The organism is Aquitalea palustris, assembly GCF_003693445.1.
Classification (GTDB): Bacteria; Pseudomonadota; Gammaproteobacteria; order Burkholderiales; family Chromobacteriaceae; genus Aquitalea; species Aquitalea palustris.
Genome location: NZ_RFAR01000028.1, coordinates 57,492 through 84,250, shown reverse-complemented (window position 1 = coordinate 84,250; position 26,759 = coordinate 57,492). Strand labels below are relative to the sequence as shown.

Genomic DNA, 26,759 nt, shown 5'->3' with positions numbered 1-26,759 from the left:
TTCGGGTTATGAGCCCGACGAGCTACCAGACTGCTCCATCCCGCGTCAGTGTTCTGTCGCCGTCTTCTGCGCTGTTTCTTCAGAAGAGGAGTGCATAGTACCTGCCATGATCGGCAGCGTCAACACTTTCTTAAAATAAATTTAATATGCCACGGGAATCATTTGTAAAACTTATTAACATTTCGCCGTTTGCCTGACACATCTCCTCAATACGGCTGGCCTAAAGTAGCCAATGTGTTACCGCCAGTCACTTCTGCCCCATGAGTGGCTGGCCGCTTGCGACACTCCCCGTCGCCTCCCCCGAGAGACGAAGGTGTTGCAGACAGGTAGCCAGTGCAGTTTGAATCGTACTGCGCCAGCTCAGGCGAAGTGCAGCGCGTATTCTCCTAAGTGTTCATCACGGAAATTTTGGGCCGCCATTTGGCGGCCCCTTTTTTTGTCTTCAAGACTGCCAGGCAGGCGGTGAACTACGCAGCTGTCGCCGCCCCAGCCAGGTCAGGCCCACCAGCAAGCCCATGATGCCGTAGCTGACAAAGGGCGAAAGCAATAAAAAGGTTTCCACCGGCAACTGCCAGATCATGCAGCAGCGGATGGTTGTTTCCAGCGTGAGCCCGGCGCCCCACAGCAAGGTCATCTGCCGAATGCCCCGGCGAAATGCCGGCTCTTGCCAGCGCCGGATAAAGCGCGCCTGCCCATCGACCGACTCGCGCGCCACCGTGGCCAGCGCCAGATGGTAAACCAGCGGCCGAGCCGCCAGCAGCGACAGCAGGAAAACCACACCAAACAGGCCCGATAGCAAGGACTCCCGCATCAGCAATACGCGCGGGCTTCCTCCCAGCAGCATCACCAGCAGTGACAATGCGATACCGCCCACGACCAGCAGGCTGAGAGCATCAACCCGGCGAAAACGCAGCAATTCGACCACGCTCCACACGATGGGTGGTAGCGAGGACACCATCAGCGCTGTGGTTTCTCCCCACTGCGGCAGCGCCCAGCGATAAGCCAGCCAGGGCAGCAGAAAGTTGAACACCAGTTCCGGCAGCAATTTGAACAAGCGGGACATGAGCAAGTGATCGGTGGGAAAAAAACGATGATAGGGCAAAAATCAGGTCGACTACTAGCCAACTGCTGCCCGGTGCAAGGCCCACAAAGCAAAACCCCGCCGACGGCGGGGTTGTGTTGTCTGTGTACTGACCGGCTTGGGCGGTCAGCAGGTACTGCAATTATGCGGCGGCGTGAATGAAACCGTTGGCCGGATAAAAGGCGCTGGCAAGACCCAGCACGGATTGGAAAGTGACTTCGAACATCTTGCCAACCTGGCGAATGCTGACGACGGTGTAGTGGACGATATCGCCACTGTCTTTATGCTCAAGAACGGTATAACCCGGTTGCAATTGAGAGATTTTCATTTAGGTATTTCCTTGTTTTTTTTATCATTGCGACAAAATTTTTAGTTTGATCTAAAGGTTTAACACGTTATTGACAAATTAGCCAACAATAAAGTTCCGCATCGCGTTGATGAGGCACTGTAACAGCGACAAATGACACATTCGTGACGAATTTCCGGCAATAGTGCTACAAAAACAAAGCCCTGCCGATACAGGATCGGCAGGGCTTTTAGCGTGGTTCAGCGCTAGCGTTTAACCGATACGCATGCCTGGCGCCGCACCCTGATCCACGTCCAGCAGGAACAGACCGGAGCCCTCTTCGGCACCGGAGGCGCAGACGATCATGCCTTGTGACACGCCAAAGCGCATCTTGCGCTCGGCCAGATTGGCCACCACCACCACATTGCGGCCAACCAGTTTTTCCGGCTCCTGATAGGCAGCACGGATACCGGAGAAGATGTTGCGCTGTTCAAAGCCCAGGTCGACGGTGAACTGCAGCAGCTTGTCCGAACCTTCGACAAAGTTGCAGGCCAGCACCTTGCCGATGCGCAGGTCCACCTTGGCAAAGTCGTCGATCTTGATGGTGTCGGCCAGCAGCTCGTAAGTAGCAGCCGGGGTGTTGGCAGTCGCTTGCATATTCTGTTTGTTCGCTTCGATCAGTTTGTCGATCAGCGCCGGGTCGATGCGCTGCATCAGGTGCTGATAGGTGTTGATGGTTTTGCCCAGCAGCAGGGTGTCGGCATCAGCCCAGCTCAGCGCGGCCACGCCCAGGAAGGCTTCGACGCCTTCGGCCAGCTTGGGCAGCACCGGCTTGAGGTAGATGGTAAGCAGGCGGAAGGCATTAAGCAGCACGGTGCAGACTTCCTGCAAACGTGCATCCTGCCCCTCCTGCTTGGCCAGCTCCCACGGCTTGTTGGCATCGACATAGGCATTCACCTCATCGGCCAGCGCCATCACATCGCGCAGGGCCTTGGCGTATTCGCGGGCTTCAAACGCGGCAGCCAGTTCCGGCGCAGCAGCCTGCAGCTGGTGCAGGATGGCGGTATCCGCCACGCTGTCGGCCAGCTTGCCGCCAAAGCGCTTGCTGATGAAACCGGCAGAGCGGCTGGCGATGTTGACGTACTTGCCCACCAGGTCGGAATTCACCCGTGCCACGAAGTCATTGAGGTTGAGGTCGATGTCTTCGATGCGGCCATTCAGCTTGGCCGCCATGTAATAACGCATCCATTCCGGATTCAGGCCGCAATCCAGATAGCTCTTGGCCTGGATGAAGGTGCCGCGCGACTTGGACATCTTCTGCCCGTCCACGGTGAGGAAGCCGTGGGCAAACACGCCAGTGGGCACGCGCATGCCGGAGTAGTTCAGCATGGCCGGCCAGAACAGCGCGTGGAAATACAGGATGTCCTTGCCGATGAAGTGGTACATCTCGGCATCCGAGCCCGGCTTGAACCAGGCATCAAAGTCGATGCCCTTGCTGTCGCACAGGTTCTTGAAGCTGGCCATATAGCCAATCGGCGCGTCCAGCCAGACATAGAAGTACTTGCCCGGCGCATCGGGAATCTCGAAACCGAAATACGGCGCATCACGGCTGATGTCCCAGTCTTGCAGGCCACCTTCGATCCACTCGTTCATCTTGTTGAGTGATTCTGGCTGCAGGTGCGACTGGCTCACGCCATCGGCACGGGTGGTGCTGCCGCTGGTCCAGCCCTTGAGGAAATCAGCACACTCGCCCAGGCGGAAGAAATAGTGCTCGGAGGTTTTCAGTACCGGTTTGGCACCGGATACCGCCGAGTAGGGGTTCTTCAGCTCGGTCGGGTTATAGGTGGCACCGCACACTTCACAGTTATCACCGTACTGGTCCTTGGCCGCGCACTTGGGGCATTCGCCCTTGACGAAGCGATCCGGCAGGAACATCTGCTTTTCCGGGTCGAACAGCTGCTCGATGGTGCGGCTGGAAATCTTGTCATCGGCGCGCAGGGCTTTGTATACCTGCTCGGCAAAGGCTTTGTTTTCCGGGCTGTTGGTACTGTAGTAGTTGTCGTGACCGATCAGGAAACCCTGCGAATCGGCCAGATGCAGTTCGCGCACGGCATCCACCAGCTGGGTGGGGGTGATGCCCTGCTTTTCGGCGGCCAGCATGATGGGCGCGCCGTGGGTGTCGTCGGCGCACACGTAATAGCACTCGTGGCCGCGCATTTTCTGGAAGCGTACCCAGACGTCGGTCTGGATCTGTTCCAGCATATGGCCCAGATGCAGCCCCGCGTTGGCGTAAGGCAGTGCGCTGGTCACCAGAATCTTGCGTTTGCTCATTGGGTGTTCCTGAAGGTAAGCGATCTCAAGCGGTCGATTATAGAGCCGGATGCCGCTGCCGGTCACGGCGCAGATCGGCAAAAAACCCGGTGAACCGCGGCAAAAGCGGGCCAACCGGGTTGATTGGAGAGTACTTCGCGGAAAATTAGCTGTTTTGAGTTTGCAGTTCCGGCGGCAGATAATCTGCCGGTGCGGCACGCTCGGCCATGGCCTGCGGCACGGTACTGCGTGCCAGCTGGACAAACAGCAAGGCGGTGAGCACCGAGCACGCGGCAAAGCCAGCCATGCCACCCAGCAGGTAGGCCACGCGGAAGATCTCGATACCCAAGGCGTAGCCGGCCATCGACAGCATGCTCATGGACGCCGATACCGTGCCCTTGGCCACCGGGGAAGACATCAGGGCAAAGCGGTAGAGCACGCCAAAGCTGAGGCCTTCGCCAAAGCTCATCAGGCTCATGCCGGCTACCATCAGCCATACCGGCTCTGCAGCAAACAGCACACCGCCCAGCATCAGCAGCAGGCCACTGACGATAGGCCCCATGCCAACAAATACCGAGCGGCCCAGCGGCCAGCGGTCGGCCAGCAACACCAGCGCGAAATTACCGGCGATCAGGCCGCCGAACACCGGCAGCTGCATCAGGCCGTACTGCAGGGTGCTCATGCCCAGATCCTGCACCAGCAGCACCGGCGACAAGGCAATCCAGCCCATCAAGGGCAGGGCCAGCAAGGGAATGCACAGGGCAGACAGCAGGAAACGACGCTGGCTAAACAGGCGCAGGTAATCGCGGCCCATTTGCGACAGCGGCAGCTTGTCATGGCTGGGTTGTACCGTTTCCGGCATTTTCCAGATCAGGCCCAGCAGCGCGATAAAGGACATGGCGGCAATCACCAGGAAGCAGCTGCGCCACGGGGCGATTTCCACCAGCGCGGCACCGGCCAGCGGGCCGACCAGCGGTGCGATCAGCGCCACATTGGCCATCAGCGCGGTGACCTTGACCGCCGCGGTTTCTTCAAACGCCTCTTGCACGGCGGCATAGCCCACGGCATTGATGAAGCACAGCCCCATGCCTTGCAAGACACGCAGGGCGATGAAGCTTTCAATGGAATGCACCAGATAGCTGGCGAGGCAGGCCAGCATGAAATAAGCCACGCCAAACAACAGCACCGGCCGACGGCCGATACGGTCAGACAGCGGCCCGGTCAGCCAGGGCAGCACAGCTCCGCCGATCAGAAAGGCGGTCATCGAAGTGGGAACCCACGAGGTATTCACCATGAATTCACGGGTCACCTGCAGCATGGCGGGCTGCACCATGTCATTGGCGATATAGACGGCAAATTCGAACAAGACCAGCGCAAGGGGAAACAGCAGATTGGCCGGACTGAGAGAAACATGTTTGGACTGCAATGCAACAACCTTTCTTGATGACAAAGAGCAAAGCCATGGCCTGACAGGGCCGAGCCGGTGCCAAACAACACGCGAAATACGTACCGTGGCGTGAAAAAAAAGGGGCTAATTCTACGCTTATCAATCGCTTACGGCAAAATCTTTCGAGATGAAGCAATCAGTAGCAAGCAGTGGCAGGCCACCTTGCGATGGCCATAGCCACTCGGGCAAGGCGGGAGTAACATGCCATCTGGCGCAACGGGAGCCACGCACCCGTGCTAAAACATAGTAAAATTGTCGGGTATTCCACCCATCCTAATTGCCCCCATGCTCTCCAAACTGACCAAGCTGTTCGGTGCCAAGCCGGACGCAGATAGCGCAGCCGACACCATGACCCTGACCGACGCCCAAGTACTGGAGGCCGTTGCCGGCCTGATCGACGCGAACACCGGTAAAACCTATGCCGCCGCCAAGGCGGTGAAGAACATCCAGATCAGCGCCGAGCAGCTGGCGCTGGAGGTGGTACTCGCCTACCCGGCCGCCAGCCAGTTCGACAGTGTGCGTAGCCAGTTCGAAACCGCGCTGCAAACCATTGCCGCTGGCCGTGCGCTGCAAGTCACTGTACGCAGCCAGATCACCAGCCATGCTGCCCAGCGCGGCGTACCGCTGCTGCCTGGCGTCAAGAATGTCATCGCCGTGGCTTCCGGCAAGGGTGGCGTGGGCAAATCCACCACCGCCGTCAATCTGGCACTGGCGCTGCAAGCCGAAGGCGCGCGTGTGGGGATTCTGGATGCCGACATCTACGGCCCCTCACAGCCGCTAATGCTGGGCCTGCAAGGCCAGCGCCCGGAAACTCCGGATGGCAAAAGCCTGCAACCCATTGTCAATTACGGCATCCAGACCATGTCCATCGGCTATCTGGTGGATGCCGACCAGGCCATGGTGTGGCGCGGCCCGATGGTGAGCCAGGCGCTGCAGCAATTGCTCAACGACACCCGCTGGGACAATCTGGACTATCTGGTGATCGACATGCCGCCGGGTACCGGTGACATCCAGCTGACGCTGTCGCAAAAAGTGCCGGTCACCGGCGCACTGATCGTCACCACCCCGCAAGACATCGCCCTGCTGGATGCGCGCAAGGGGGTCACCATGTTCCAGAAAGTAGGCGTGCCGATTCTGGGCATGGTGGAAAACATGGCCATTCACATCTGCAGCAACTGCGGCCATGCCGAACACATCTTCGGCGAAGGCGGCGCCGCACGCATGGCGGCCGACTTTGGCGTGGAGGTGCTGGGCTCGCTGCCGCTGGACATGGGCATTCGCCTGGCCGTGGATGAAGGCAAACCTACCGTTGCGGCTGACCCGGATGGCGCCATCGCTACCCTGTACAAGGGCATTGCGCGCAAGCTGGCGGTCAAGGTGGGTGAAAAGGCGCAGGATTTCTCCGGCAAATTCCCCAAGATCGTCATCCAGAACAACTAAGCCGCACAGCATGATTGCGATGTTCGACTCTGGCCTGGGCGGGCTATCCATCTGGCGCGCCGTGCAAACGGCGCTGCCTGCCTGGCCGATTACTTATCTGGCCGATCAGGCCTACTGCCCCTATGGCGGCCGCAGCAAGACCGAAATCATCGAGCGCAGCCTGAAAATCGGCCACTACCTGCACAGCCAGGGTGCCAGCCTGCTGGTGGTGGCCTGCAATACCGCCACCACGGCGGCGGTTGCCGCGCTGCGCCAACAGCTGCCCATTCCCATTGTTGGCGTCGAACCGGCGATCAAACCGGCAGCAGCAGCCAGCCGCACCGGCCGCATTGCCGTACTGGCCACCGCGGCCACACTGGCCAGCGAACGGGTACAGGCACTGCTGGACCAACATGCCGGCGAGGTGGAAGTACTGCGCCGGCCGGGACTGGGCTGGGTGGAACAGGTGGAAGCCGGCGAGCTGGACAGCACCCTCACCCGCCGCCGCGTGGCCGAGGTCGTCCGCCCGCTGTTGCAGGAGAACATCGACCACATCGCGCTGGGCTGTACCCACTACCCTTTCCTGTCACCACTGATTCGCGAACTCACCGGCGACAGCATCGCCCTGTACGACCCGGCCGAGGCCATCGCCCGCCGGGTCGATTCGCTATTGCAACTGCACGGCAGTGACAGCGTTGGTGATCATTGCTACCGTTTCATCACCACAGCGGACGACCCGCAAGCGATGGCAGCCATGCTGCCGCTGCTGATCGGCCATGGCTACGCTGTCGAATCCCTGAACCTGGAGTAAATCATGTTGCTACGCCGTGCCATCGTGGGCCTGCTGCTCAGCGCCCTGCTCGCCCCTGCCGCCTGGGCCTTGCCGCAATGCGCCAGTGTCGCCGGCAATGTCAACCAGCAAACCTGCAACCGGCTGGATACACGAGAACTGACTACCGTGCTGCAAGCTTTGGGGCAAAGCGGCAGACTGCCGGAGCAATTCCTCACCAAACGCCAGGCGCAACAGGCAGGCTGGCAACCCGGCCGCAGCCTGTGGGCCGTCCCCGGACTGCAAGGCAAGTCGATTGGTGGCGACCGCTTTGGCAATTATGAAAAGCAGCTGCCCAAGGGGCAGTGGCAGGAAGCCGATCTCAACTATAAAGGAGGCAAGCGCGGCGCCTATCGACTGGTGTTCTCGCGTGCCGGACAGCGTTTTGTCTCTCTTGACCATTACCAGCGCTTTATCGAGGTGCCAGCATGTCAGTAAGCATTTGCGAACTTCACCACATCACATCGCTGGAGCAGTTCTATGACGAGCTGAGCCGCCAGCTGCAGCTGCCTGCACACTTCGGCCGCAATCTGGATGCCCTGTACGACAGCCTGAGTGCCGATGTCAGCGGCCCCTTTGAAATCATCTGGCGCGATACCGAACAGTCACGCCAGCAACTGGGCGCCGACCTCTATGCCACCCTGCTGGAAATCCTGCAATCGGTAGCGGCAGAACGCGGCGATGTCACCCTGGATATTCATCACTGACATCACCCGCGCCATGCAAAAGGCTGCCTAAAGGCAGCCTTTTTCACATCTGGCACACACAGCGCAACCGCATTAACACCCCCTCAAATACCGCCCGGATCAAGGCGCACGGACACCAGCAGTCCAGCCAACAGGGCAAGGCGGCGCAATCAAGGAGCCGGGCTTTTGTTCGTGGCTCTAAGCCAGGCTACCAATACGCGCCACGGCCTCAGCCAAACGCTCAATACCGGTGGTATACGCCACGCGCACATGCTGCGCCGCCCGGTAACGGCCAAAATCCGCCCCCGGTGTAATGGCGACATTCACCTCCTCCAGCAGTCTTGCACAGTAGGCAAAGCTGTCATCGGTCACTGCACTGACATCGGCATACAGATAAAACGCCCCTTCCGGTTGCACCGGCAATTTCCAGCCCAGTTGCGGGAGCGCCTGCAACAGGAAATCCCGACGGCGGCCAAATTCGGCACGACGCTGCTCCAGCTCGGCAATCACCTGCGGCTGGAAAGCCGCCAGTGCCGCGTGCTGCGCCATCGCCGGCGGACACAGAAACAGGTTCTGCGCCAGGCGCAATGCCGGTTCGACATAGGCCTCCGGCACCACCAGCCAGCCCAGCCGCCAGCCGGTCATCTGGAAATACTTGGAAAAGCTGTTGATCACGAATACATCCGCATCCACCGCCAGCGCCGTGGCCGCATCACAGCCATAAGTCAGACCATGATAAATCTCGTCCACGATCAGGCTGCCGCCCTGGCGCTTGCAGCTGGCACTCAGTGCCGCCAGTTCTGCCGCCGTCAACAAGGTGCCGGTCGGATTGGCCGGGCTGGCCACCATGGCCGCCACCGTGCGCTCGGCCCAGACCGCATCCACATCCCCGGCCAGCAACTGGTAACGGGAATCCGGCCCCACGGCCAGGCAAACCGGCTCACCACCCAGCAAGCTGACAAAATGCCTGTTGCACGGATAAGTCGGGTCGGCCATCAGCACCTGATCACCCTGATCAACCAGCAGGGACAAGGCAATCTGCAATGCGCCAGAGGCACCCGGCGTCACGATGATGCGGCGCGCATCCACCGCCACGCCATAACGCTGCAGATAAAATGCCGCAATCGCCTCGCGCAGGGCCGGCAAGCCCTGCGCGGCAGTATAAAAAGTATGGCCTTCGCTCAGCGCCTGCCTGCCAGCCTCGACAATGGCTGTTGGCGTGGCAAAGTCCGGCTCGCCCACTTCCAGATGAATCACATCCCTGCCCGCCGCCTGCAAAGCCCGGGCCCGCTCCAGAATGGCCATCACCTGAAACGGCGCAATGTCATTCAGTCTTGTTGATAGTTGCACCACAATCCCCTGTTATGTCGCCAGCGACAGCACTTGGCGCGCAATGGCTATGCGCCCAGTGTAACAAGCCCACTCCGCCCCCTCCAGCACTGCCCTGCACCCGCCCACATGCGGAGGCACTCGCCAGCTAATCCACAGCCCAAGCCGGGCAACCGGGCATCATGCACAAAAACAATTCACAACCAAGCGATCAGACTATTGACAGCCGACCGGACTGCCCATAGAATTCGTCGCTCTGAGTCGGAGAGGTGGCAGAGTGGTCGAATGTACCTGACTCGAAATCAGGCGTACGTGCGAGCGTACCGAGGGTTCGAATCCCTCCCTCTCCGCCAGACCAGACAGCTAAGCCCTTGAGAAATCAAGGGCTTTTTTGTTTTTCTCTTTAGAAGGTGGGCTATCCCGGGTAGCGTAGTCAAACTCCCGCCTCACACCCCCCCCTGCTCAACCGGGGACTAGCCGGGCTAGCATGGCCGGTCGGTCTTCCTGCTGAAACCGGCACAGCAGGATGGCAGGCTGTGGCTATCCTGCAGCCGTGGGGTGGACGACCGACCGCCCTTGACCGCACCATACCCGCCGGCTTGCCCGCATCAGGCCAAGCTGACGGCCATGCAGGATTGCTGACGGCCAGCATTGGCCATCACCAGCCAGACTAATTGCAGCTGGCCAATAGCAGCGGGGCGTGCTGGCCGGCCAATTGCAGGGCCAGCGTGGCCGGGCCACCCACTGCCTCCAGCAGCAGGATTTCCCCTGCAGCCTTGCCCGGCTGCCAGTTGGCCGTGCGCCCCAGGATCACATCCTGGCCACAGTAGCTGATCCAGATACGCCCCTGCATAACCTGCATGGACTGTGGCAGTTGGCCGCTCAGGCGCATCACTTCGCCCTGGCGCAATATCAATGTGCTCATCTTGCCTGCTCCCCTGCTGTAGATGAACAACAGCTTAGAGGGGGCGCCAGAGTCCCGGTAGCCACACAGTTGTGGATAAACAGCCATGACAGTTACGGTTTTACGGTAACTGTACTGCTTGTTTTTGTGCATAACTGTTCGTGGTGCGGCGCAGACAATCCCTTATGATGGCTAGATGGATACCCTGCCCCTTTACCTGCAACTGGCGGATGACATTGCCGCCCAGATCAGCGCCCGCGTGCTGCGTGCTGGCGAGCGTCTGCCTTCCTTGCGCGAGATGAAACTGCGCCGTGGCCTCAGCCTGAGCACGGTGCAGCAGGCTTTCCGCCGATTGGAAGACCTGGGGCTGGTGGAAGCCAGGCCGCAGTCCGGCTACTTTGTGCGCTATCGCAGCGAGGCCGGCCATGCGCTACGGCTGGCCGCGCCGACCGAAGTGGCAGTCGATCCGCTGCTGTGGAGTTATGTGGAAGACCAGTCGGAACAACGCACCGAGCGTATGCAGGGCTTTCGCAGTGCCGTTGCACCGCATGCGCTGCTACCCACGGCGCAGTTACAGCGCTACACGCTGGACTGCATGCGCCGGCATCCGGATTTGCTGTCCGACTATGGCCGTCCCAGCGGTTATCTGGACTTCAAGCGCCAGATCGCCCGGCTGGCCATGGAGTGGGGTGGCCAGTTACACCCGGAGCAGCTGATCGTCACCCAGGGCACTATCGAGGCACTCAATCTGGCGCTGCGCGCCCTGACCCAACCGGGCGATGTGGTGGCGGTGGAATCCCCGGCCTATTTTTCCCTGCTGTACACGCTGAAGGCGCTGGGCCTGCGGGTGGTGGAAATTCCTACCGATCCGGTCAGCGGCATTTCGGTGGATGCGCTGGAACTGGCCACGCGCGATGCCGCCATCAAGGCGGTGATTCTGGTACCCAATTTTTCCAATCCGCAGGGTGCACTGATGCCGGATGCCGCCAAGGAGAAGGTGGCCAACATGCTGGCGGCACGCGGCATTCCGCTGATCGAGGACGATGTCTACGGCGAGTTCTATTATGGTCGGCAGCGGCCACGCCCGATCAAGGCCTTCGACCGCAGCGGCAATGTGCTGTACTGCGCCTCGCTCACCAAGGATGTGGCACCCGGCCTGCGCATAGGCTGGATCGATCCTGGCCGCTATCGCAGCCAGGTGGAGGTACAGAAATACCTGAGCACCCATTCCACACCCACTCTCAATCAGGCGGTGCTGGCGCGTTTTCTGGAAAGCGGTGCCTACCCACGTCACATGCGGCGCTTGCGCCGGGCCATTGCCAACCAGATGCAGGGCTTACTGGATGGTTTGGCACGACACTTCCCGGCTGATGTCCGCTATACCCGTCCGCAAGGTGGCTTTGTGCTATGGCTGGAATTTCCACCGGAATTCGACAGCCTGGCCCTGTACCGGCTGGCACGGCAGGAGGGCATAGGGCTGGCACCAGGCCCGCTGTTTTCCCCGCGCGGCGACTACCGCCACTGCCTACGGCTGTCTTGTGCCGAACCGTGGAGCGAGGCCCAGCAGGCCAGGCTGGTACGGCTGGGCGCGCTGGTACGTCAACAATATGCTGAGCAAGGCTGACTGACTGCAAACCCGTCGCATCAGACAGCAAAGCACTCAAGCATCAGCATGGCGTGGCTGAGCGTTTCTCTTGTCCCGGCCTGTTGCTAAAGCCTGCAAGCCGAGCTGGATGTAAATCTTGGCGAGCCGCCCCGGCTGGCCACCTCTGCACTCATGGCCTACCTGCCGGGCACATACCCGCCGTTCACCATCCACCATGATGCTCAGACAATTCGCGGCAAACGCACCCGCCACGCAATTTTATTGCGCAAAACAGCCTGCCAGATAAGCAGACATCGCAGACAGCAGACCGGCACTGTCGCGGGGCAAGCGCGCACCGCCCTGCCACATACACCGCTGATCGCCACTCCGACCTACCTGTTTTGACGGGGATCACCGCACCAAAATGGCCAGAACACCCCATTTAGCCCTGAGCTGGGGCGTGAGCATTTCCCCTGGCTTGCCATTAAGAACGGTTCATTCACGCCCCTGGCCTGCCTACTTTCATATGTGCACCTGCAGCATAAAACCTCAAAAAACCCAAAATGAGACAGAAAATGCCAATACGTTGCACTTTGCCAACACAGTGGATTAATGCTGCCAAATGCTGATTCATGCAATTTTCTAGTAATAAATACTTAGCAAAGCTAATTTGCCACTCAAATTTCATGTAGTTAAATTACTACACAAGAACGCATCAAAATGTAGCAAACAAGCTACATAGATTACGTTTGACCACCTACAACACAGAAATTAACAATGTCCCTGCTTTCAACAGCGTCAGAAGCGCGCAGAAATACTGCAAGAATCTGCCGCAGAAGTAGCAAAACAACAAAATGAGACAATTGGAGAAGACAACATGCAAAGCAAGTATATTGCGCTGGCAGTAATGGCCGCCTGCACCGGTTACGCCCATGCCGATGATGCCGGCGTCACCATTTCCGGCTTTGTCCGTGCCGGCGTGCTGCAGTACAACGGTGCGGCCAACAATGCCTGGGGCTACACCACCAACCCTGCAGCGGTGTCCACCACCAATGTGGCAGGTCGCGGCCAGATCAACTTCAATGGCGAAGAAAACCTGGGCAATGGCCTGAGCGCCATCTTCCAGGTGAATAACCGCTTCTCGCCTACTGGCAGCGGTTACGACGAAATGGGCAAGCAGGCCAATACCTTTGCCAGCGATGACAGCTTTGTCGGCCTCAAGGGCAGCTTCGGTATGATTCGTGCCGGCAAGGGTACCGGCAACGTGGAAGACGGCAAATTTGATTACAGCGTCTGGGCTGGACCGGACAACCACCTGGGCTGGTACGGTGGCGTAACCGGCAACAATATGGTGCGTTACGACTTGCCGGGTAATCTGGGTGGCTTCTACGGCGGGGTGCAATTCTCTACCGATGAAAACAAGACCAGCACCAGCAGCGGCACCAACCGTTATTCGGTACTGGCCGGTTTCAGTGGCAGCAACTGGACGGTTTCCGCCAACTACGGCGCATCCAGCAATACCACCAACAGCAATGCCACCAACACCAACCAGCTGGGCAGCAACCGTCAGCTGCACCTGACTGCCAATTACAAGCCGATTGATGCGCTGGAACTGGCGGTGGAATACCAGCGCAACAAGCTGGCTGATGACAGCGTGGTCAATGCCACTTCGCTGTACGCTTACTACACCATTGGCAATACCCAGCTGGGTCTGCAAACCGGGGTACGCAAGGACAACTCTCCGGCACTGGTACAAGGCACGGAAAAATACGTCAACCTGTTGCTGCACTACAACCTGAGCAAGCACACCATGGCTTATGTCGAGCTGTCACATGACAAGCCGCAAGCCGGTGGCAGCGCCCGCAATGGCGAGCTGATTGGTCTGTCCAAGAGCTTCTAAGCCTTTTCGCAAGTCAGTGACATCCTTCTCAAGCCTGCTTATGCAGGCTTTTTTTATGCCTGTCCTCAGCCAGGCTTGCGGTGCAAACTGCTAGAATTCGAGCGCAAGCCGCGTGGTGTCGGCTCTGCTCACCAGCGCTACAGTAAGCCATCTTCCTGATGAATCGAGCCCGCCATGGTCAGCCGCAAACAGCAACAACATGCCGAACTCATCAGCAGCGATCCGCGCTGGCAGGATGTGCTGCAACGTAATCACGCGGCAGACGAGCGCTTTGTCTATGGTGTGGCCAGCACTGGTGTGTATTGCCGTGCCAGTTGCCCGGCACGCTTGCCCAGGCCGCACAACGTGTATTTCTTTGCTGATTGCACGGCCGCCGAGCAAGCTGGTTTCCGCCCCTGCCTGCGCTGCACCCCGCACCAGCAATCACCCCGGCAACGACGGGCCGCGCTGATCGAATCCGCTTGCAAACGCATCGCCAGTGCAGAGCAGACACCGGATCTGCAACAACTGGCAGACGAAGCCGGGATGAGCCGCTATCACTTTCACCGTCTGTTCAAGGCCGCCACCGGTTTGACGCCGCGCGGCTATGCCATGGCGGCACGCCAGCAACGGCTGCAACAGCAACTCGGCAGCGCCACCAGCATCACCCATGCCATCTATGCCGCCGGTTATCAGTCCAGCAGCCGTTTTTATGCCGAATCCACACACATGCTGGGCATGACTCCCGCTAATTACCGGGCAGGTGGCAAGCAGACGGTGATGCATTTCGCCATCGGCCAATGCTCGCTGGGGGCCATCCTGGTAGCACAAAGCAATAGGGGCATCTGTGCCATCCTGCTGGGGGAACAGCCGGAGCAATTGCTGCAGCAGCTGCAGGATCAGTTTCCACAAGCTCAGCTGATCGGTGCCGATGCGGATTTCGAGCAGCAAGTGGCACTGGTCATCGGTTTGATCGACAATCCGCGCCAAGGTCTGCCGCTACCGCTGGATATTCGCGGCACGGCGTTTCAGCAACGGGTGTGGCAGGCACTGCGCGAGATTCCGCCAGGGCAAACGCTGAGTTATAGCGAAGTGGCAGCACGAATCGGCAGCCCCAGCGCGGTACGTGCCGTGGCGCAGGCATGTGCGGCCAATGTGCTGGCAGTTGCCATCCCCTGCCACCGGGTAGTGCGCCAGGATGGCCAGCTCTCAGGCTACCGCTGGGGTATCGCGCGCAAACAGGCCCTGCTGGACAAGGAACAATCATGACAACACAGGCAATCTCTCTTCATGGATGATCTGTTTCCGGACAGCCAGACCTGCCCGCCACGGTTGTTGGCACCGGGTGCCACCCTGCTGGCCGGCCAGGCGCTGGCACAGCAAGATGCCATCTGGCAGGCGGTAAACCGGGTGCTGCAGCAAGCACCCTTACGCCGCATGCAGACTCCTGGCGGCCATACCATGTCGGTGGCCATGAGCAATTGCGGCCAACTGGGCTGGATCAGCGATCAGCGCGGCTATCGCTACAGCGACCAGGATCCGGCCAGCGGCCTGCCCTGGCCTGCGCTGCCTCCTCTGCTAGCCGATCTGGCCAGTACATGGGCGGCAACAGCCGGTTTTGCCGACTTCCGCAGCAACGCCTGCCTGATCAATTGCTACGAACCGGGTAGCCGCATGTCCTTGCACCAGGACCGGGATGAGCGTGACTTCGCGCAGCCCATTGTCACCCTGTCGCTGGGATTACCAGCCCGTTTCATGCTGGGAGGGACACAGCGCCAGTCTGCTCACCAGAAAATTCCACTGCATCATGGCGATGTGCTGGTATTTGGTGGCCCGGCCCGCCTGTGCTTTCACGGCATCATGCCACTGGCAGATGGCTGGCACCCGCTGCTGGGTAGTCGGCGCATCAGCCTGACATTTCGTTGCGCCTGACCAACATCCAGCTACTTGACGGCAGAGTGGCGCAAGGTCTGCCCTAGGCGGCTGAAGCAGACGTGAAAAAACCCGGCCAGGCCGGGTTTTCTGTCATCACATCCACTCTGGCAGTTGCCAAGCACTGCAGAGTCAGGCCTGCGGCTTTACGCCTGATGGCGCTGCAATACCAGAGTGGCGTTACTGCCGCCAAAGGCAAAGGAATTACTGATGGCTGCCTGCAGGTCGGGAGCCGCCACGCCCTTGCCCAGTACGTGTTGCACGCGGCAATTTTCATCCAGCTGCCGGCAGTTGGCGGTTGGCGGCACTTGCTGATGGTATAGCGCCAATGCGGTGATGGCGGTTTCCAGTCCGCCAGTCGCGCCCAGCAAATGGCCATGCATGGACTTGGTGGCACTTACTTGCAAACCAGGGGTATTTTCCCCCCAGATACTCTGCAAGGCCTGGCATTCCACCACATCCCCCACCTGGGTGGCCGTGCCATGGCTATTGCAATAGCCAATCTGCCCGGCGTCCAGGCCGGCATCTGCCAGCGCGGCACGCATGGTGCGCACCTGACCGCCAACATCCGGCTTGGTGATATGGGTGGCATCGCTGCGGCAGGCATAGCCATCCAGCGTGGCATAAATACGTGCGCCACGCGCCAGTGCAGCGTCCAGCCGCTCCAGAATCAGGAAGGCCGCGCCTTCTGCCAGCACCAGCCCGCTACGCTCCTTGTCATAAGGACGGCAGGCCTGCTCCGGGTGCTCGCCAGCGGTGCTGGCCAGTACCTGCATGGATTGCCAGGCATTGATGATGCCCGGCAACAACATGGCCTCGGCACCACCGGCAATGGCATGGGTGATTTCACCATGACGAATGGCGCGCATGGCTTCGCCCAGCGCAATGGCGGAGGAAGCACAAGCCACCGAATAATTCACCGAAGGCCCGGTAATGCCGAAACGCATGCTGATATGCCCCGCCGGGGCATTGGCCATGCTGGCGATGACCGACAGCGGCGATACCCGTGACTTTTCGGCATAAAAATTATGGAAGCCCTTGTCCAGCGCGGTACTGCCGCCCATCGCACAGCCGACATACACGCCCAGTTGCTCCCGCTCATCCGGTAGCGTCAGCGCCGCATCTTCCAGCGCCAGCGTGGCGGCTGCAACTGCCATCTGGCTGACGCGATCCACTCCGGATAGCTGCAAACGGGTAAACCATGGAGCCGGGTCGAACTCGGCAGCGCCGACCACGGCCGGCTTGCAACCGGTTGCCGCTGCATCCAGCAGCCGAATGCCCGACTCACCGGCCATCAGGCGCGAAAAAACCGCCTCTGCCTGATTGCCCAGAGGCGAAATCAGGCCTATGCCCGTAATGGCAACGGCAGTTTTCATGCCTTTTCCGCCTTGTAGCGGTCCACCAGATTGGCCAGTTCCTGCAAATTGGCAACGTGGGCTTCTTCTTCGGGAATGGATACTTCGAAGTGTTCTTCGATGGCAAACAGCAGCTCGATCTGCCCCAGCGAATCCAGGCCATATTCGCCCAGCGGACGTTCTGCCTGTACTTCGTCGGCATTCACGCCAAATTTTTCCACAATGACTTGCTTGATCTGCTCGATAGTGTTCATCACGCTGCCTTGCCCGCACAGTCAGGCAACTGGACCATGGCGGGGGTTATTTTTTCATGAGGCGCTATTGTATGCCTGCGCCTGATGGGAATTTATAGTGTTTGTTGTCGAGTTTTATGCCGATTGTTGACAGCGATGCCTCATAGCGAAAAAACACGCATCGTCATCTCCGTCGGCAAGCATACCGGGACCACACTATATTGCTGTTACAAATTGTCGCGCAACAATGTAAAAAGCCAGCACCCGGGCGCTGGCCAGATTGCCCACGCAGTAGTAGCCGCCGCTCTAAACGGCTTCCACGTCGTTGTGCACATCGCTTTCGCGCAATACTTCCTGCGCCCACACGACCGAATCGATGTAATAACGGCAGGCGTGTTCTACTTCAAAATTAAGCACTTTGCACAGGGCATTGATGCGCTGCTCATCTCCCTGTTCGCAGGCCAGTGCCAGCGCCAGATAGGGGCTGAACATGCCCTTGTTCTCCACTACGGCGTCACGCACCGTGGGCGGCAGCTCCAGCGGGTCCAGCACATCAGGGAAGGGCTGGTTGAGCAATACGTCCAGTAGCGAGAACATGCCGGTCAGAAACAGGTGCTCGGCCTCCAGCTTGTTGCCGCGGTAAGCCCCCAGCCGCTCCAGGAAACGGGCGCGGATCAGCGACTTTTCCAGCAAGGCCAGTGCGGTGCCGTCTTCCTTCTTGGCAGTAAACAGCAGCATGGACAGCCATTTGAACAGGGTTTCACGCCCTAGCAGCAGCAGGGTTTCCTCGATGGTCTGGACTTTGCGGGCCAGGCCGTTCACCGGGGAATTGATGAAACGCAGCAGCTTGAACAGCAAGACCGAATCCAGCTTGAACTGCGCCTCGAGTTCGCGCGGCTCGGCATTGGCCCGCAGCATGCGCATGATCTGCAGGACACGGGTCTGGTTGCTGTCTACCTTGCCGCTCTCCAGGCTACGCACCGTGGCAATGAACGGGCCATGGAACAGGGCGAAGCGATTGCTGCCCGGGGCGCGCAGGCATACATCCAGATCCTCGGCGGTGCCGACATTGCGTGCCATCCAGCGCGCATTGGGATAGCGGCGCGGCAGCTGGTCCAGAATGGGCGCCAGTACGCGGGTAGACGGTGCGGAGAAGTCGAGCAGCATGAAATCCATGCGGTTGAACAGTTCCGGCTGCAAACGTTCCACCAGGACCTGGGCATCGAACGCCGCCGGTTCGATGGCAAAACGCAGGCCCTTGATGCGCAGCTCGTCCAGCACCTGCATCACTTCGGCGGTGACCGGCTCGTTCGGGTCCGGTTCCAGCACAAAGATCACGCTCTTGGCCGGCATCTGCAGCAGCAGTGGCTCGGACAGAGAGCTGATGGAAATGTGTACCAGGGCGCGCCGATAGGCCAGCAGGCGGAACACTTCCATATTCTGCAGCGTGGTCAGCATCAGCCGATCAAAATCCTGATGCTTGCTGCCCTTGGCCGCCGCACCGGATTTGACGAAAAACTCGTAGGCCACCACACGGTGCTGCCGGTCCATGACCGGCTGGTGGGTGACGAAGCCGAGGGTCGGCGGCAGTTGATCGACCGTTTCCGGCTCGACAGCACGCTTTACCGGCGAAGCTTCCAATTCTTTTTCAACAGCAGCGATTTCGTCGGCCTGACTTTCTTCATTTTTTTTCAGACGACCGGCCAAACCGCCAATCAGGTTTTTCAACATGGTTCGCTCTCTCATGACACCCGGCTGCGGGACAGACAGCCTCTGTGCAGTTTAGTCGATTCGGCCCGGTATTTTTGGAGTATCCACCACCACATCGCCGCACTGGGCACGGTGGCGCAAGGCATGGTCGATCAGCACCAGTGCCAGCATGGCCTCGGCAATCGGCGTGGCACGGATGCCGACACACGGATCATGGCGGCCATGGGTTTCCATCACGATGGGATTGCCCTGGCGGTCGATGGAGCGGCGCGGCTGGGCAATGGACGAGGTCGGCTTGATCGCCATCGATACTTCGATATCCTGCCCGGTGGAAATACCACCCAGAATGCCGCCGGCGTGATTGCTGGCAAAACCTTGCGGTGTCAGCTCGTCACCATGCTCGCTGCCGCGCTGGCTGACGCTGGCAAAACCGGCGCCAATTTCCACACCCTTGACGGCGTTGATGTTCATCATGGCATAGGCGATGTCAGCATCCAGACGGTCGAATACCGGCTCGCCCCAGCCCACCGGCACGTTTTCCGCCACCACGCGCAAGCGGGCGCCCACCGAGTCCAGGCTCTTGCGGATGGAGTCCATGTACGCCTCCAGCTCTGGCACCACGGCTTCGTCAGCAGCAAAGAAAGGATTACTGTTGACCACATCCCAGCTCTTGAAGGGGATTTCCACATGGCCGATCTGGGTCATGTGGCCACGGATCACGATGCCATAGCGCTCGTGCAGCCACTTTTTGGCAATGGCCCCCGCCGCCACGCGCACGGCGGTTTCACGAGCGCTGGAACGGCCACCGCCTCTCGGGTCGCGCACGCCGTATTTGTGCCAGTAGGTGTAATCGGCATGACCGGGACGGAAGGTATCAGCGATATTGCCGTAATCCTTGGAGCGCTGGTCGGTATTGCGGATCAGCAAGGTAATCGGTGTGCCGGTGGTTTTGCCTTCGTAAACGCCAGAGAGGATTTCGACCGCATCCGGCTCCCGCCGCTGGGTCACATGTCGGCTAGTGCCGGGTTTGCGCCGGTCCAGTTCCTGCTGAATGTCTTCAGCGCTGATGGCCAAGCCCGGTGGGCAGCCATCCACCACGCAGCCGATGGCCGGCCCGTGGCTTTCGCCAAAGGAAGTTACGGTAAACAGCAGCCCCATGGTGTTGCCTGACATCTTGATTCGTCCCTTGTCATTTCATCTGGTTTGGCCTGATTCTAGCACGGCAAAACCTGTCTACGACGACCAAGCGAGTCCCGGCTGACGCCGGCGAAACCAGCCGGTGACCGATAGCCGCTGCCGGGAGGCCGGCAGCACTTCATGCCAGAAGCGGTCAGACAGGAACAACACCAGCGTGCCGGCCTGCGGGGCCACGTCCAGTGAGCGGCTGCATTCATCATTCAGGTACAGGCGCATCTGCCCGCCAGCATCGGTGGGCCAGTCTTCATTCAGGTACAACACGGCGGTCAGCGCGCGGGCGTCATCATCGCGAAAGCGATCCAGGTGTTTCTTGTAGAAACTGCCCGGCGGATAAACGGCGAAGTGTGACTCCAGATCCTCCAGCCCCAGATAAAAGGCTTGATTCACCGCGTGGCGCACTTGATCGAGGGTGGCAAAATAATGGGCAATGGCCGGTTCGGCATCCTGCGGCTCCAGCCACAATACCGAGTCGGAACGGATTTCACTGCGCCGACCTTGCTGGTCGGCCCGTCCGACGGCTGCCTCATGAAATCGTCCTTCATCCCACTGCGCCAGACAGCATTGCTGCAGGCGCCGGATGTCTTCGGCACTGAACAGGGTGTGATCGACAACCCACCCCTGCTCGGCCAGGGTGTCGATAATGGCATCCAGCGTGGCTGGGGATAGGTCTGTCACTTGCGTCATGGCGGCATTCTCCACTAGAGCCGGCTGTTCTACCACAGCCACTCGGCCTGCGGCATGATTTTTGTCAGTGGTTTTCGATAACCTTGTCATGCCGGCCCCGCAACCAGTCCAGCACCAGCGGAAAATGGTCGGCCGGTGCATCCTGGTGGGTCAGCAAGGAAACATGGTCGTAGTCATGCCAGTGCCCGGCAGCCCGTCCGAGCAAACGCAGCCGCGACAGATGCGGGCCGGACTCGTCGCGAAAGCGGCGCACATCCTCGACATGGCCACGACAGGGATCATTACGCGCCGCGAAATACAGGGCCGGTGGCAGCGATACCTGCCGCGCTGCCGCGCCGTAGTCGAAGCCGTCATCACTGTCCACCCAGGGGCGCAGCTTGGCCCAGCGCTTGCTCTGGCGATGGCTTTTCTCGGTTTCATCGTCGGCCCCCAGGCCAATGCGTCTGGCCGGCAGGTAGCCATAACAGCGAATCAGCCAGCGCGCGGCGATATTCCAGATCAGATCGACCTCCAGCCATTTGCGCAGATTACGCACGGCTATGCTGCGCTTGCTACCAAAGTACACCAGGCTGGCCACTTGCGAGGCCAGTTGTGGATAGCGCAGCAAACAGCTGCTCATATGTACGCCACCCCAGGAATGCGCCATCCAGTGCAGACGCTGCCCGCCCTTGAGCTGGTGAATGGCCGCATGCAGCGCCGGCAGGTCCTGGCAAATGATTTCGGTTTGGCCATGGCGCGAGCTGGCGTCGATTTTTGGTGTGCTGCGGCCACGGCCACGCAAATCGGCCACAAAGACATCGTAGCCGGCATCAGCCAGAAAATGCGCCAACCCCTTGCCGCTGTCGCTATAGAAAATCCGGCCATCAGCCATGACCCCATGAACCAGCAATATCGGCGGTCCGTCTGCCTCACGCCAGATACGCCGCAGATGCAGCCGCTGCTGCTCGACCTCCACATACAAGTCCTGCTGCTGCTTTTCTGCCATTGTTCTCACCTTGCCAACCCACCAAGCAAACGACCGTATGATTAAGGCAAGTCCAGCGGCAGGTCAATCTTCTATACGCTCGCTCCATGAAAAACGGGCCGCCATGGCGACCCGTTGTTTGCAGCCGTGCCAGTCGGCTCAGGCATTGAGGTTTTTGTAGACGATCTCGTAGACATCGTTGGACAGGGAGGCCGCCAACAGACGCTCCAGCTCGGCCCGCATCAGCGCCTGACGGCCCGGCTCCAGCTTCTTCCAGCGATTGAAGGCGCGCACGATACGGCTGGCCACTTGGGGATTGATGGCATCCAGCGCCAGTACCTGCTCGGCCAGGAAGCGGTAACCGCTACCATCGGCGGCATGGAAGTGCGCCATATTATTGCCAAAGCTGCCAATCAGCGCGCGCGCCTTGTTGGGGTTCTTCAAATTGAATGCCGGATGCTCCATGGCGGCGCGGACATGATCCAGCGTGCCTTCCAGCTGACTGGAGGCCACCAGCATGAAGAACTTGTCCATGACCAGGGCATCGTGCTGCCAGCGGGCGGCGAAGTCGGTATAGCACTCGTCGCGCTCTTCGCCATCGTGATCGCGCAGCGCCAGCATGGCGCCCATCTGATCCGACATATTGTCCGCTTCCAGCGCCTGCTTGCGCGCAGCCTCAGCCGGCCAGGCCACGTTCAGCCGGGTCAGCATCTGCAAGGCACGGTTTTTCAGATCGCGCCGGCCAGCGTCTTCCGGCTTGTATTCACGGGTCTGGTTCAGGTGATAGGCCTCGTGCCACTCGCCACGCAGCGCCTCGGCCAACTGGTCCAGCACGAAATCGCGTACCTGATGAATGACTGCCGGATCGGCTTGTTCCACCATTTCCAGCATTTCTGCTTCCGACGGCAAGCCCAGCATCATGGCCTTGAAGGCCGGATCGGCCAGCGGATCTTTCAACACCGCACGGAAGGCCGCGACAAAGGTCTCAGGCAGGGTCAGTGCACGGCCTTGCGCAGCCGCTTCGATCAACTGGCGGAACAGCCGCTCGGCCAGAGTCTGCCCGGCTTCCCAGCGGCAGAAGCTGTCACTGTCGTTGGCCATAAGGAAGGCCAATTGTTCATCGCGCCAGTCATACTCCAGCCGGACCGGTGCGGAGAAACCGCGCAGCAATGACGGCACCGGCTCCTCCGGCACATCAATAAAGACAAATGTCTGGCTAGCCTGTTTGACATCCAGCACTCGCGTACCAAGCTGTGCCTGCTCCTCGCCCTCCAGCTGCAGCGGCAGATCCTTGCCATCACTTCCCACCAGCCCCAGAGCCAGGGGGATATGCAGCGGCTGCGGTGCAGGCTGGCCGGTGATGGCCCGGCAAGACTGCGTCACGGTCAGCGCATAACGCTGTGCTGCGGCATCGTAGTGGCTGCTGACTTGCAACAGCGGCGTGCCGGCCTGGCTATACCACAAGGCAAACTGGTCGAGATCGACTCCATTGGCGTCAGCCATGGCGGCGCGGAAATCATCGCAACTTACCGCCTGGCCATCGTGGCGTTTGAAGTACAGATCCATACCCTTGCGGAAACCGGACTCCCCCAGCAGGGTGTGGTACATGCGGACCACTTCCGCACCCTTTTCATACACCGTCATGGTGTAGAAATTGTTCATCTCGATATAGGATTCCGGGCGAATCGGATGCGCCGTCGGGCCGGCATCCTCCGGAAACTGCAAGGCGCGCAGGCTCTTGACATCGTCGATACGCTTGACCGCACGGCTGCCCAAATCGGAGCTGAATTCCTGATCACGGAATACCGTCAGCCCTTCTTTCAGCGACAGCTGGAACCAGTCGCGGCAGGTCACACGGTTACCGGTCCAGTTGTGGAAGTATTCGTGGGCGATGATGGCTTCCACGCGCTGGAACTCCGCATCGGTGCGGGTATCCTTGCGTGCCAGTACCGCCGAGGTATTGAAGATGTTGAGGCCCTTGTTTTCCATGGCCCCCATATTGAAATCGCTGACCGCCACGATCATGTAGATGTCCAGATCGTACTCCAGGCCAAAGCGCTGCTCGTCCCACTTCATGGCGCGCTTGACCGCCCCCATTGCAAAGGCGACTTTGTCCTGGTCGGCCGGCTCGGTCCAGATTTCCAGCGCGACAGAACGCCCGCGCTGGGTGGTGAATTTGTCACGCGCAGCCACCAGCTTGCCGGCAACCAGGGCAAACAGGTAGGACGGCTTACGATAGGGGTCGACCCACTTCACCCAGTGGCGCTTCTTGTCCAGCACGCCCTCCCCCACCTTGTTACCGTTGGACAGCAGCACGGGAAACTTCTGCTTGTCAGCCACGATGGTGGTGGTGAACTTGGCCATCACATCGGGCCGGTCCATATAAAAGGTGATTTTGCGGAAGCCTTCCGGCTCGCACTGGGTGAACAGATTGCCATTGGAGGCATACAAGCCCATCAGGCTGGTATTGCTCGCCGGCTCAAGCTCGGTTTCCACTTCCAGGATAAAACTGTCAGGTACCGCCGGAATCAGCACCCCGTCGGCCGCCAGCTGATAAGCAGAGGCATCCAGCCGCTCGCCATCCAGCGTCAGGCTGAGCAAGCGGGCCGAACCGTCCAGCCACAGCGCGCTGGCAGCCGTGGACTTGTCATTGCGCTTGACCACCAGCCGCGAGTGCACACGCGTCTGTGCGTCCTCGATATCAAACTTCAAATCCACCCGATCCACCAGATAAGGGGGAACGGTATAGTCTTTCAGATAGTTGACCTGAGGCTGCTGCGCCATGTTCTTCTCTCTATTCGTAGTCGTTGCCGGCTTGATCCGGTCTTGCTCATGAACCGGGCGGGATCGCCGCCCCGGTCCGGTTATGGGTGCACTATGCAGTAACTCGATGCATCAGCCACGCAGCCAGCCAGCATCCTCGCCCCGCAGCTGCAAACGGCAGCAGGTCCTCGGAGACGCTTGCAAACTGGCTTCACGCACCAGCAGCTCATCACGGCGGAACAGATGCAGGGTAACGGTCTCGCCCACGCCATAGCGTGCCAGCATCTTGTCCAGATCAGTCACTTTCAGGCCATCCAGTGCGATCAGGATGTCTCCACCGGCCAGCCCTGCCAGCTGGGCAGCGCCGCCATCCAGCACGTTGACCAGCCGCAGGCCCAATGGGTCGGCCGCAGTCTTCACACCAAGGCTGGCACGCGGTTGACGGTTGTCCGCCACGGTGCCGATGCCACCAGCATCGCCGGCATGATCCGCGTAGTCCCAGCACATGTCCAGCCCCTGCGTTGCCAACAAGTTGGCCAGGGGCAGATCAGCAGTAGAGCGCAAGGCGCTGTCGAAGAAGGCGTGCAAGTCCAGGCCGGTGACCTGCTGGGCAATCCGCTCCCACTCGTCTTCCGCCAGCCCCTGGCCATCGGCCTGCCATTTTTGCCACAGCGCACGCATCACGTCATCCAGCGACAGACGGCCGTCAGTCTGCAGGCGTATGGTCAGATCCAGCGCCAGCGCCGCCAGTGAACCCTTGGTGTAGTAGCTGACAATGCTGTTGGGGCTGTTTTCATCCTGGCGGTAATACTTGATCCAGGCATCGAAGCTGGACTCCTCCAGCGTCTGCTTGAGGCGACCGGCACCACGCTCGACACCACTGATGGTCTGCGCCAACAGGCCAAGATAGCGCTTGCTGTCGATCAGGCCACAGCGCAGCAGGGCCAGGTCGTCGTAATAAGAGGTAATGCCTTCGAATGCCCACAGCAGTCGAGTATAGCCCTCGCGGCTCAGGTCATAAGGGCTGAAGGCGGCGGGTTTTATCCGTTTTACATTCCAGCTGTGGAAGTATTCGTGGCTGATCAGTCCCAGCAGCTTGAGATAGCCATCGGAGATGGCCTCCTCCGACGATTGCGGCAGGTCATCTCGATTGGCCACCAGTGCTGTCGAGGCGCGATGCTCCAGTCCGCCATAGATATCCTTGCCGACATACAGCATGAACACATAGCGTTCGAAAGGCGCAGGCGTGCCGAACAGCTTGATCTGATATTCACAGATTTTCTTGGTGTCACGCGCCAGACGCTTGAGGTCACCACGGAAACGACCAGATACCACAAACTGGTGCGGTACGCCGCAAGCCTTGAAGCTGACCGAGTGGAAGGCTCCCAGTTCCACCGGGTGATCCAGCAGCTCATCGTAATCGCCAGCACGGTATACGCCGAAACCGTTGCGGTCGGTCTCCAGCGCCGGCAGGCTGCTGGCTACTTTCCAGTCAGCGAATGCCTTGCCCTTGGGCGCACGGATTTCCACCGTGCAGGCCACCGACTCATATCCCTCTACCGCCAGAAAAACGCTGCTGGCATTGAAGAAGCCACGCTCCTCATCCAGATAAGCGCCCCGTACTGACAGATCATAGGCATAGACCTGATACACCAGCGTCAGGCTGCCGGCCACCGGCTCGGCCTGCCAGCTGTGTTTGTCCAGCTTGCACAGCCCAACCTCTTTGCCAGCACTGCTGGCTTGAATGCTGACGATATGCCGGGAAAACTCACGAATCAGATAACTGCCTGGAATCCACGCCGGCAAAGTGAACACCTGTCCCTTCTTGGCAGGTTTGGCAACTTTGAGCGTAATCTCGAAGCAATGGCTTTGCGGTGAGCACGGACGGATGGAATAGTGAACTGGCGCGGTCATGATCTGCCTGAAGATGGGGCGGAAACAGCAGATTCTAGCACCGGGTCCATACAGTCGTCGTGGCCGATGGCGATTTGACCTAAGTCAAGGGCTTGCACAGGCATGACAATATAATCCCCAGTAAGCGGCATCAGGTTCAGCACCTGCTGCCCGCTCGCTTGAAATCAAGAAAATGGTGGACGTAAAAATCCCGCGAGCATACTAATCAACTGGCCCGTCATGGGTATTTGCTTTAGAATGCCTCGCTGAATA

The 26,759-nt window shown here is 59.7% G+C and carries 22 protein-coding genes and 1 tRNA gene; 9 read left to right on the top strand and 14 right to left on the bottom strand.

The features are described from left to right. Window positions 1-442: 442 nt before the first annotated feature. The 4 genes from EAY64_RS08435 to EAY64_RS08420 form a co-directional block, all read right to left on the bottom strand. Window positions 443-1,063 carry a VC0807 family protein gene (locus tag EAY64_RS08435; RefSeq protein ID WP_103524328.1) on the bottom strand — a complete coding sequence of 207 codons (621 nt, stop codon included), beginning with the start codon at window positions 1,061-1,063 and terminating at the stop codon, window positions 443-445. Window positions 1,064-1,223: 160 nt separating this feature from the next. Further along, window positions 1,224-1,409 (bottom strand): hypothetical protein, encoded by a 186-nt coding sequence (locus tag EAY64_RS08430; RefSeq protein ID WP_059286504.1) that lies wholly within the window; start codon window positions 1,407-1,409, stop codon window positions 1,224-1,226. A gap of 231 nt (window positions 1,410-1,640) precedes the next feature. Further along, window positions 1,641-3,698 (bottom strand): methionine--tRNA ligase, encoded by a 2,058-nt coding sequence (gene metG / locus EAY64_RS08425; RefSeq protein WP_103524320.1) that lies wholly within the window; start codon window positions 3,696-3,698, stop codon window positions 1,641-1,643. A gap of 145 nt (window positions 3,699-3,843) precedes the next feature. Beyond that, a complete protein-coding gene (locus EAY64_RS08420) occupies window positions 3,844-5,103 on the bottom strand; it encodes an MFS transporter (RefSeq protein WP_103524319.1) in 1,260 nt (419 codons plus the stop codon). Window positions 5,104-5,472: 369 nt separating this feature from the next. On the opposite strand from EAY64_RS08420, the gene apbC reads away from it, so the two are divergent. The 4 genes from apbC to EAY64_RS08400 are packed head-to-tail and all read left to right on the top strand — an operon-like array spanning window position 5,473 to window position 8,079. Beyond that, a complete protein-coding gene (apbC, locus tag EAY64_RS08415; protein WP_226034216.1) occupies window positions 5,473-6,564 on the top strand; it encodes an iron-sulfur cluster carrier protein ApbC in 1,092 nt (363 codons plus the stop codon). Between the two features lie 19 nt (window positions 6,565-6,583). After that, a complete protein-coding gene (gene murI, locus EAY64_RS08410) occupies window positions 6,584-7,354 on the top strand; it encodes a glutamate racemase (protein WP_226034202.1) in 771 nt (256 codons plus the stop codon). A gap of 3 nt (window positions 7,355-7,357) precedes the next feature. Beyond that, window positions 7,358-7,810 (top strand): ribonuclease domain-containing protein, encoded by a 453-nt coding sequence (locus EAY64_RS08405; RefSeq protein WP_103524316.1) that lies wholly within the window; start codon window positions 7,358-7,360, stop codon window positions 7,808-7,810. Next, on the top strand, window positions 7,801-8,079 hold the full coding sequence (locus EAY64_RS08400) for a barstar family protein (RefSeq protein ID WP_103524315.1): 279 nt from the start codon (window positions 7,801-7,803) through the stop codon (window positions 8,077-8,079). Before EAY64_RS08405 ends, EAY64_RS08400 begins: the two co-directional genes overlap by 10 nt. Before the next feature lie 177 nt (window positions 8,080-8,256). Here EAY64_RS08400 and EAY64_RS08395 read toward each other — a convergent pair whose 3' ends face one another. Next, complete coding sequence (locus EAY64_RS08395) at window positions 8,257-9,408, bottom strand: pyridoxal phosphate-dependent aminotransferase (RefSeq protein ID WP_103524327.1); 1,152 nt, start codon at window positions 9,406-9,408, stop codon at window positions 8,257-8,259. A 242-nt stretch (window positions 9,409-9,650) separates the two neighbouring features. Between EAY64_RS08395 and EAY64_RS08390 the strand changes: the two genes are divergently transcribed. Further along, window positions 9,651-9,740: transfer RNA gene (locus EAY64_RS08390), tRNA-Ser, on the top strand. A 317-nt stretch (window positions 9,741-10,057) separates the two neighbouring features. Here the strand turns inward: EAY64_RS08390 and EAY64_RS08385 are convergent. Beyond that, window positions 10,058-10,312 (bottom strand): hypothetical protein, encoded by a 255-nt coding sequence (locus EAY64_RS08385; RefSeq protein WP_103524314.1) that lies wholly within the window; start codon window positions 10,310-10,312, stop codon window positions 10,058-10,060. A gap of 175 nt (window positions 10,313-10,487) precedes the next feature. Between EAY64_RS08385 and EAY64_RS08380 the strand changes: the two genes are divergently transcribed. The 4 genes from EAY64_RS08380 (at window position 10,488) to alkB (ending at window position 15,687) form a co-directional block, all read left to right on the top strand. Continuing rightward, on the top strand, window positions 10,488-11,915 hold the full coding sequence (locus tag EAY64_RS08380) for an aminotransferase-like domain-containing protein (RefSeq protein WP_103524313.1): 1,428 nt from the start codon (window positions 10,488-10,490) through the stop codon (window positions 11,913-11,915). An 838-nt stretch (window positions 11,916-12,753) separates the two neighbouring features. Further along, window positions 12,754-13,776 (top strand): porin, encoded by a 1,023-nt coding sequence (locus EAY64_RS08375; protein ID WP_103524312.1) that lies wholly within the window; start codon window positions 12,754-12,756, stop codon window positions 13,774-13,776. Between the two features lie 174 nt (window positions 13,777-13,950). Next, on the top strand, window positions 13,951-15,024 hold the full coding sequence (gene ada / locus EAY64_RS08370) for a bifunctional DNA-binding transcriptional regulator/O6-methylguanine-DNA methyltransferase Ada (RefSeq protein ID WP_103524311.1): 1,074 nt from the start codon (window positions 13,951-13,953) through the stop codon (window positions 15,022-15,024). A 21-nt stretch (window positions 15,025-15,045) separates the two neighbouring features. Continuing rightward, entirely contained in the window at window positions 15,046-15,687 is a 642-nt protein-coding gene (gene alkB, locus EAY64_RS08365) for a DNA oxidative demethylase AlkB (protein WP_103524310.1), read from the top strand. Between the two features lie 146 nt (window positions 15,688-15,833). On the opposite strand, the gene EAY64_RS08360 is transcribed toward alkB, so the two are convergent. The 8 genes from EAY64_RS08360 to EAY64_RS08325 form a co-directional block, all read right to left on the bottom strand. Continuing rightward, a complete protein-coding gene (locus tag EAY64_RS08360) occupies window positions 15,834-17,063 on the bottom strand; it encodes a beta-ketoacyl-[acyl-carrier-protein] synthase family protein (RefSeq protein ID WP_103524309.1) in 1,230 nt (409 codons plus the stop codon). Continuing rightward, entirely contained in the window at window positions 17,060-17,296 is a 237-nt protein-coding gene (locus tag EAY64_RS08355) for an acyl carrier protein (protein WP_103524308.1), read from the bottom strand. The genes EAY64_RS08360 and EAY64_RS08355 overlap by 4 nt, the downstream gene beginning before the upstream one ends. Window positions 17,297-17,581: 285 nt before the next feature. Beyond that, window positions 17,582-19,006 (bottom strand): EAL and HDOD domain-containing protein, encoded by a 1,425-nt coding sequence (locus EAY64_RS08350; protein WP_103524307.1) that lies wholly within the window; start codon window positions 19,004-19,006, stop codon window positions 17,582-17,584. A gap of 51 nt (window positions 19,007-19,057) precedes the next feature. Continuing rightward, window positions 19,058-20,158 carry a chorismate synthase gene (gene aroC / locus EAY64_RS08345; RefSeq protein WP_103524306.1) on the bottom strand — a complete coding sequence of 367 codons (1,101 nt, stop codon included), beginning with the start codon at window positions 20,156-20,158 and terminating at the stop codon, window positions 19,058-19,060. Between the two features lie 60 nt (window positions 20,159-20,218). After that, window positions 20,219-20,866, bottom strand: coding sequence for a 2OG-Fe(II) oxygenase (locus EAY64_RS08340; protein ID WP_103524326.1), 648 nt, complete (start codon window positions 20,864-20,866; stop codon window positions 20,219-20,221). Between the two features lie 64 nt (window positions 20,867-20,930). Beyond that, window positions 20,931-21,851 carry an alpha/beta hydrolase family protein gene (locus EAY64_RS08335; protein WP_103524305.1) on the bottom strand — a complete coding sequence of 307 codons (921 nt, stop codon included), beginning with the start codon at window positions 21,849-21,851 and terminating at the stop codon, window positions 20,931-20,933. 138 nt (window positions 21,852-21,989) lie between these two features. Beyond that, complete coding sequence (gene pepN / locus EAY64_RS08330) at window positions 21,990-24,614, bottom strand: aminopeptidase N (RefSeq protein WP_103524304.1); 2,625 nt, start codon at window positions 24,612-24,614, stop codon at window positions 21,990-21,992. Between the two features lie 111 nt (window positions 24,615-24,725). Continuing rightward, entirely contained in the window at window positions 24,726-26,507 is a 1,782-nt protein-coding gene (locus EAY64_RS08325; protein ID WP_103524303.1) for a M61 family metallopeptidase, read from the bottom strand. Window positions 26,508-26,759 lie beyond the last annotated feature (252 nt).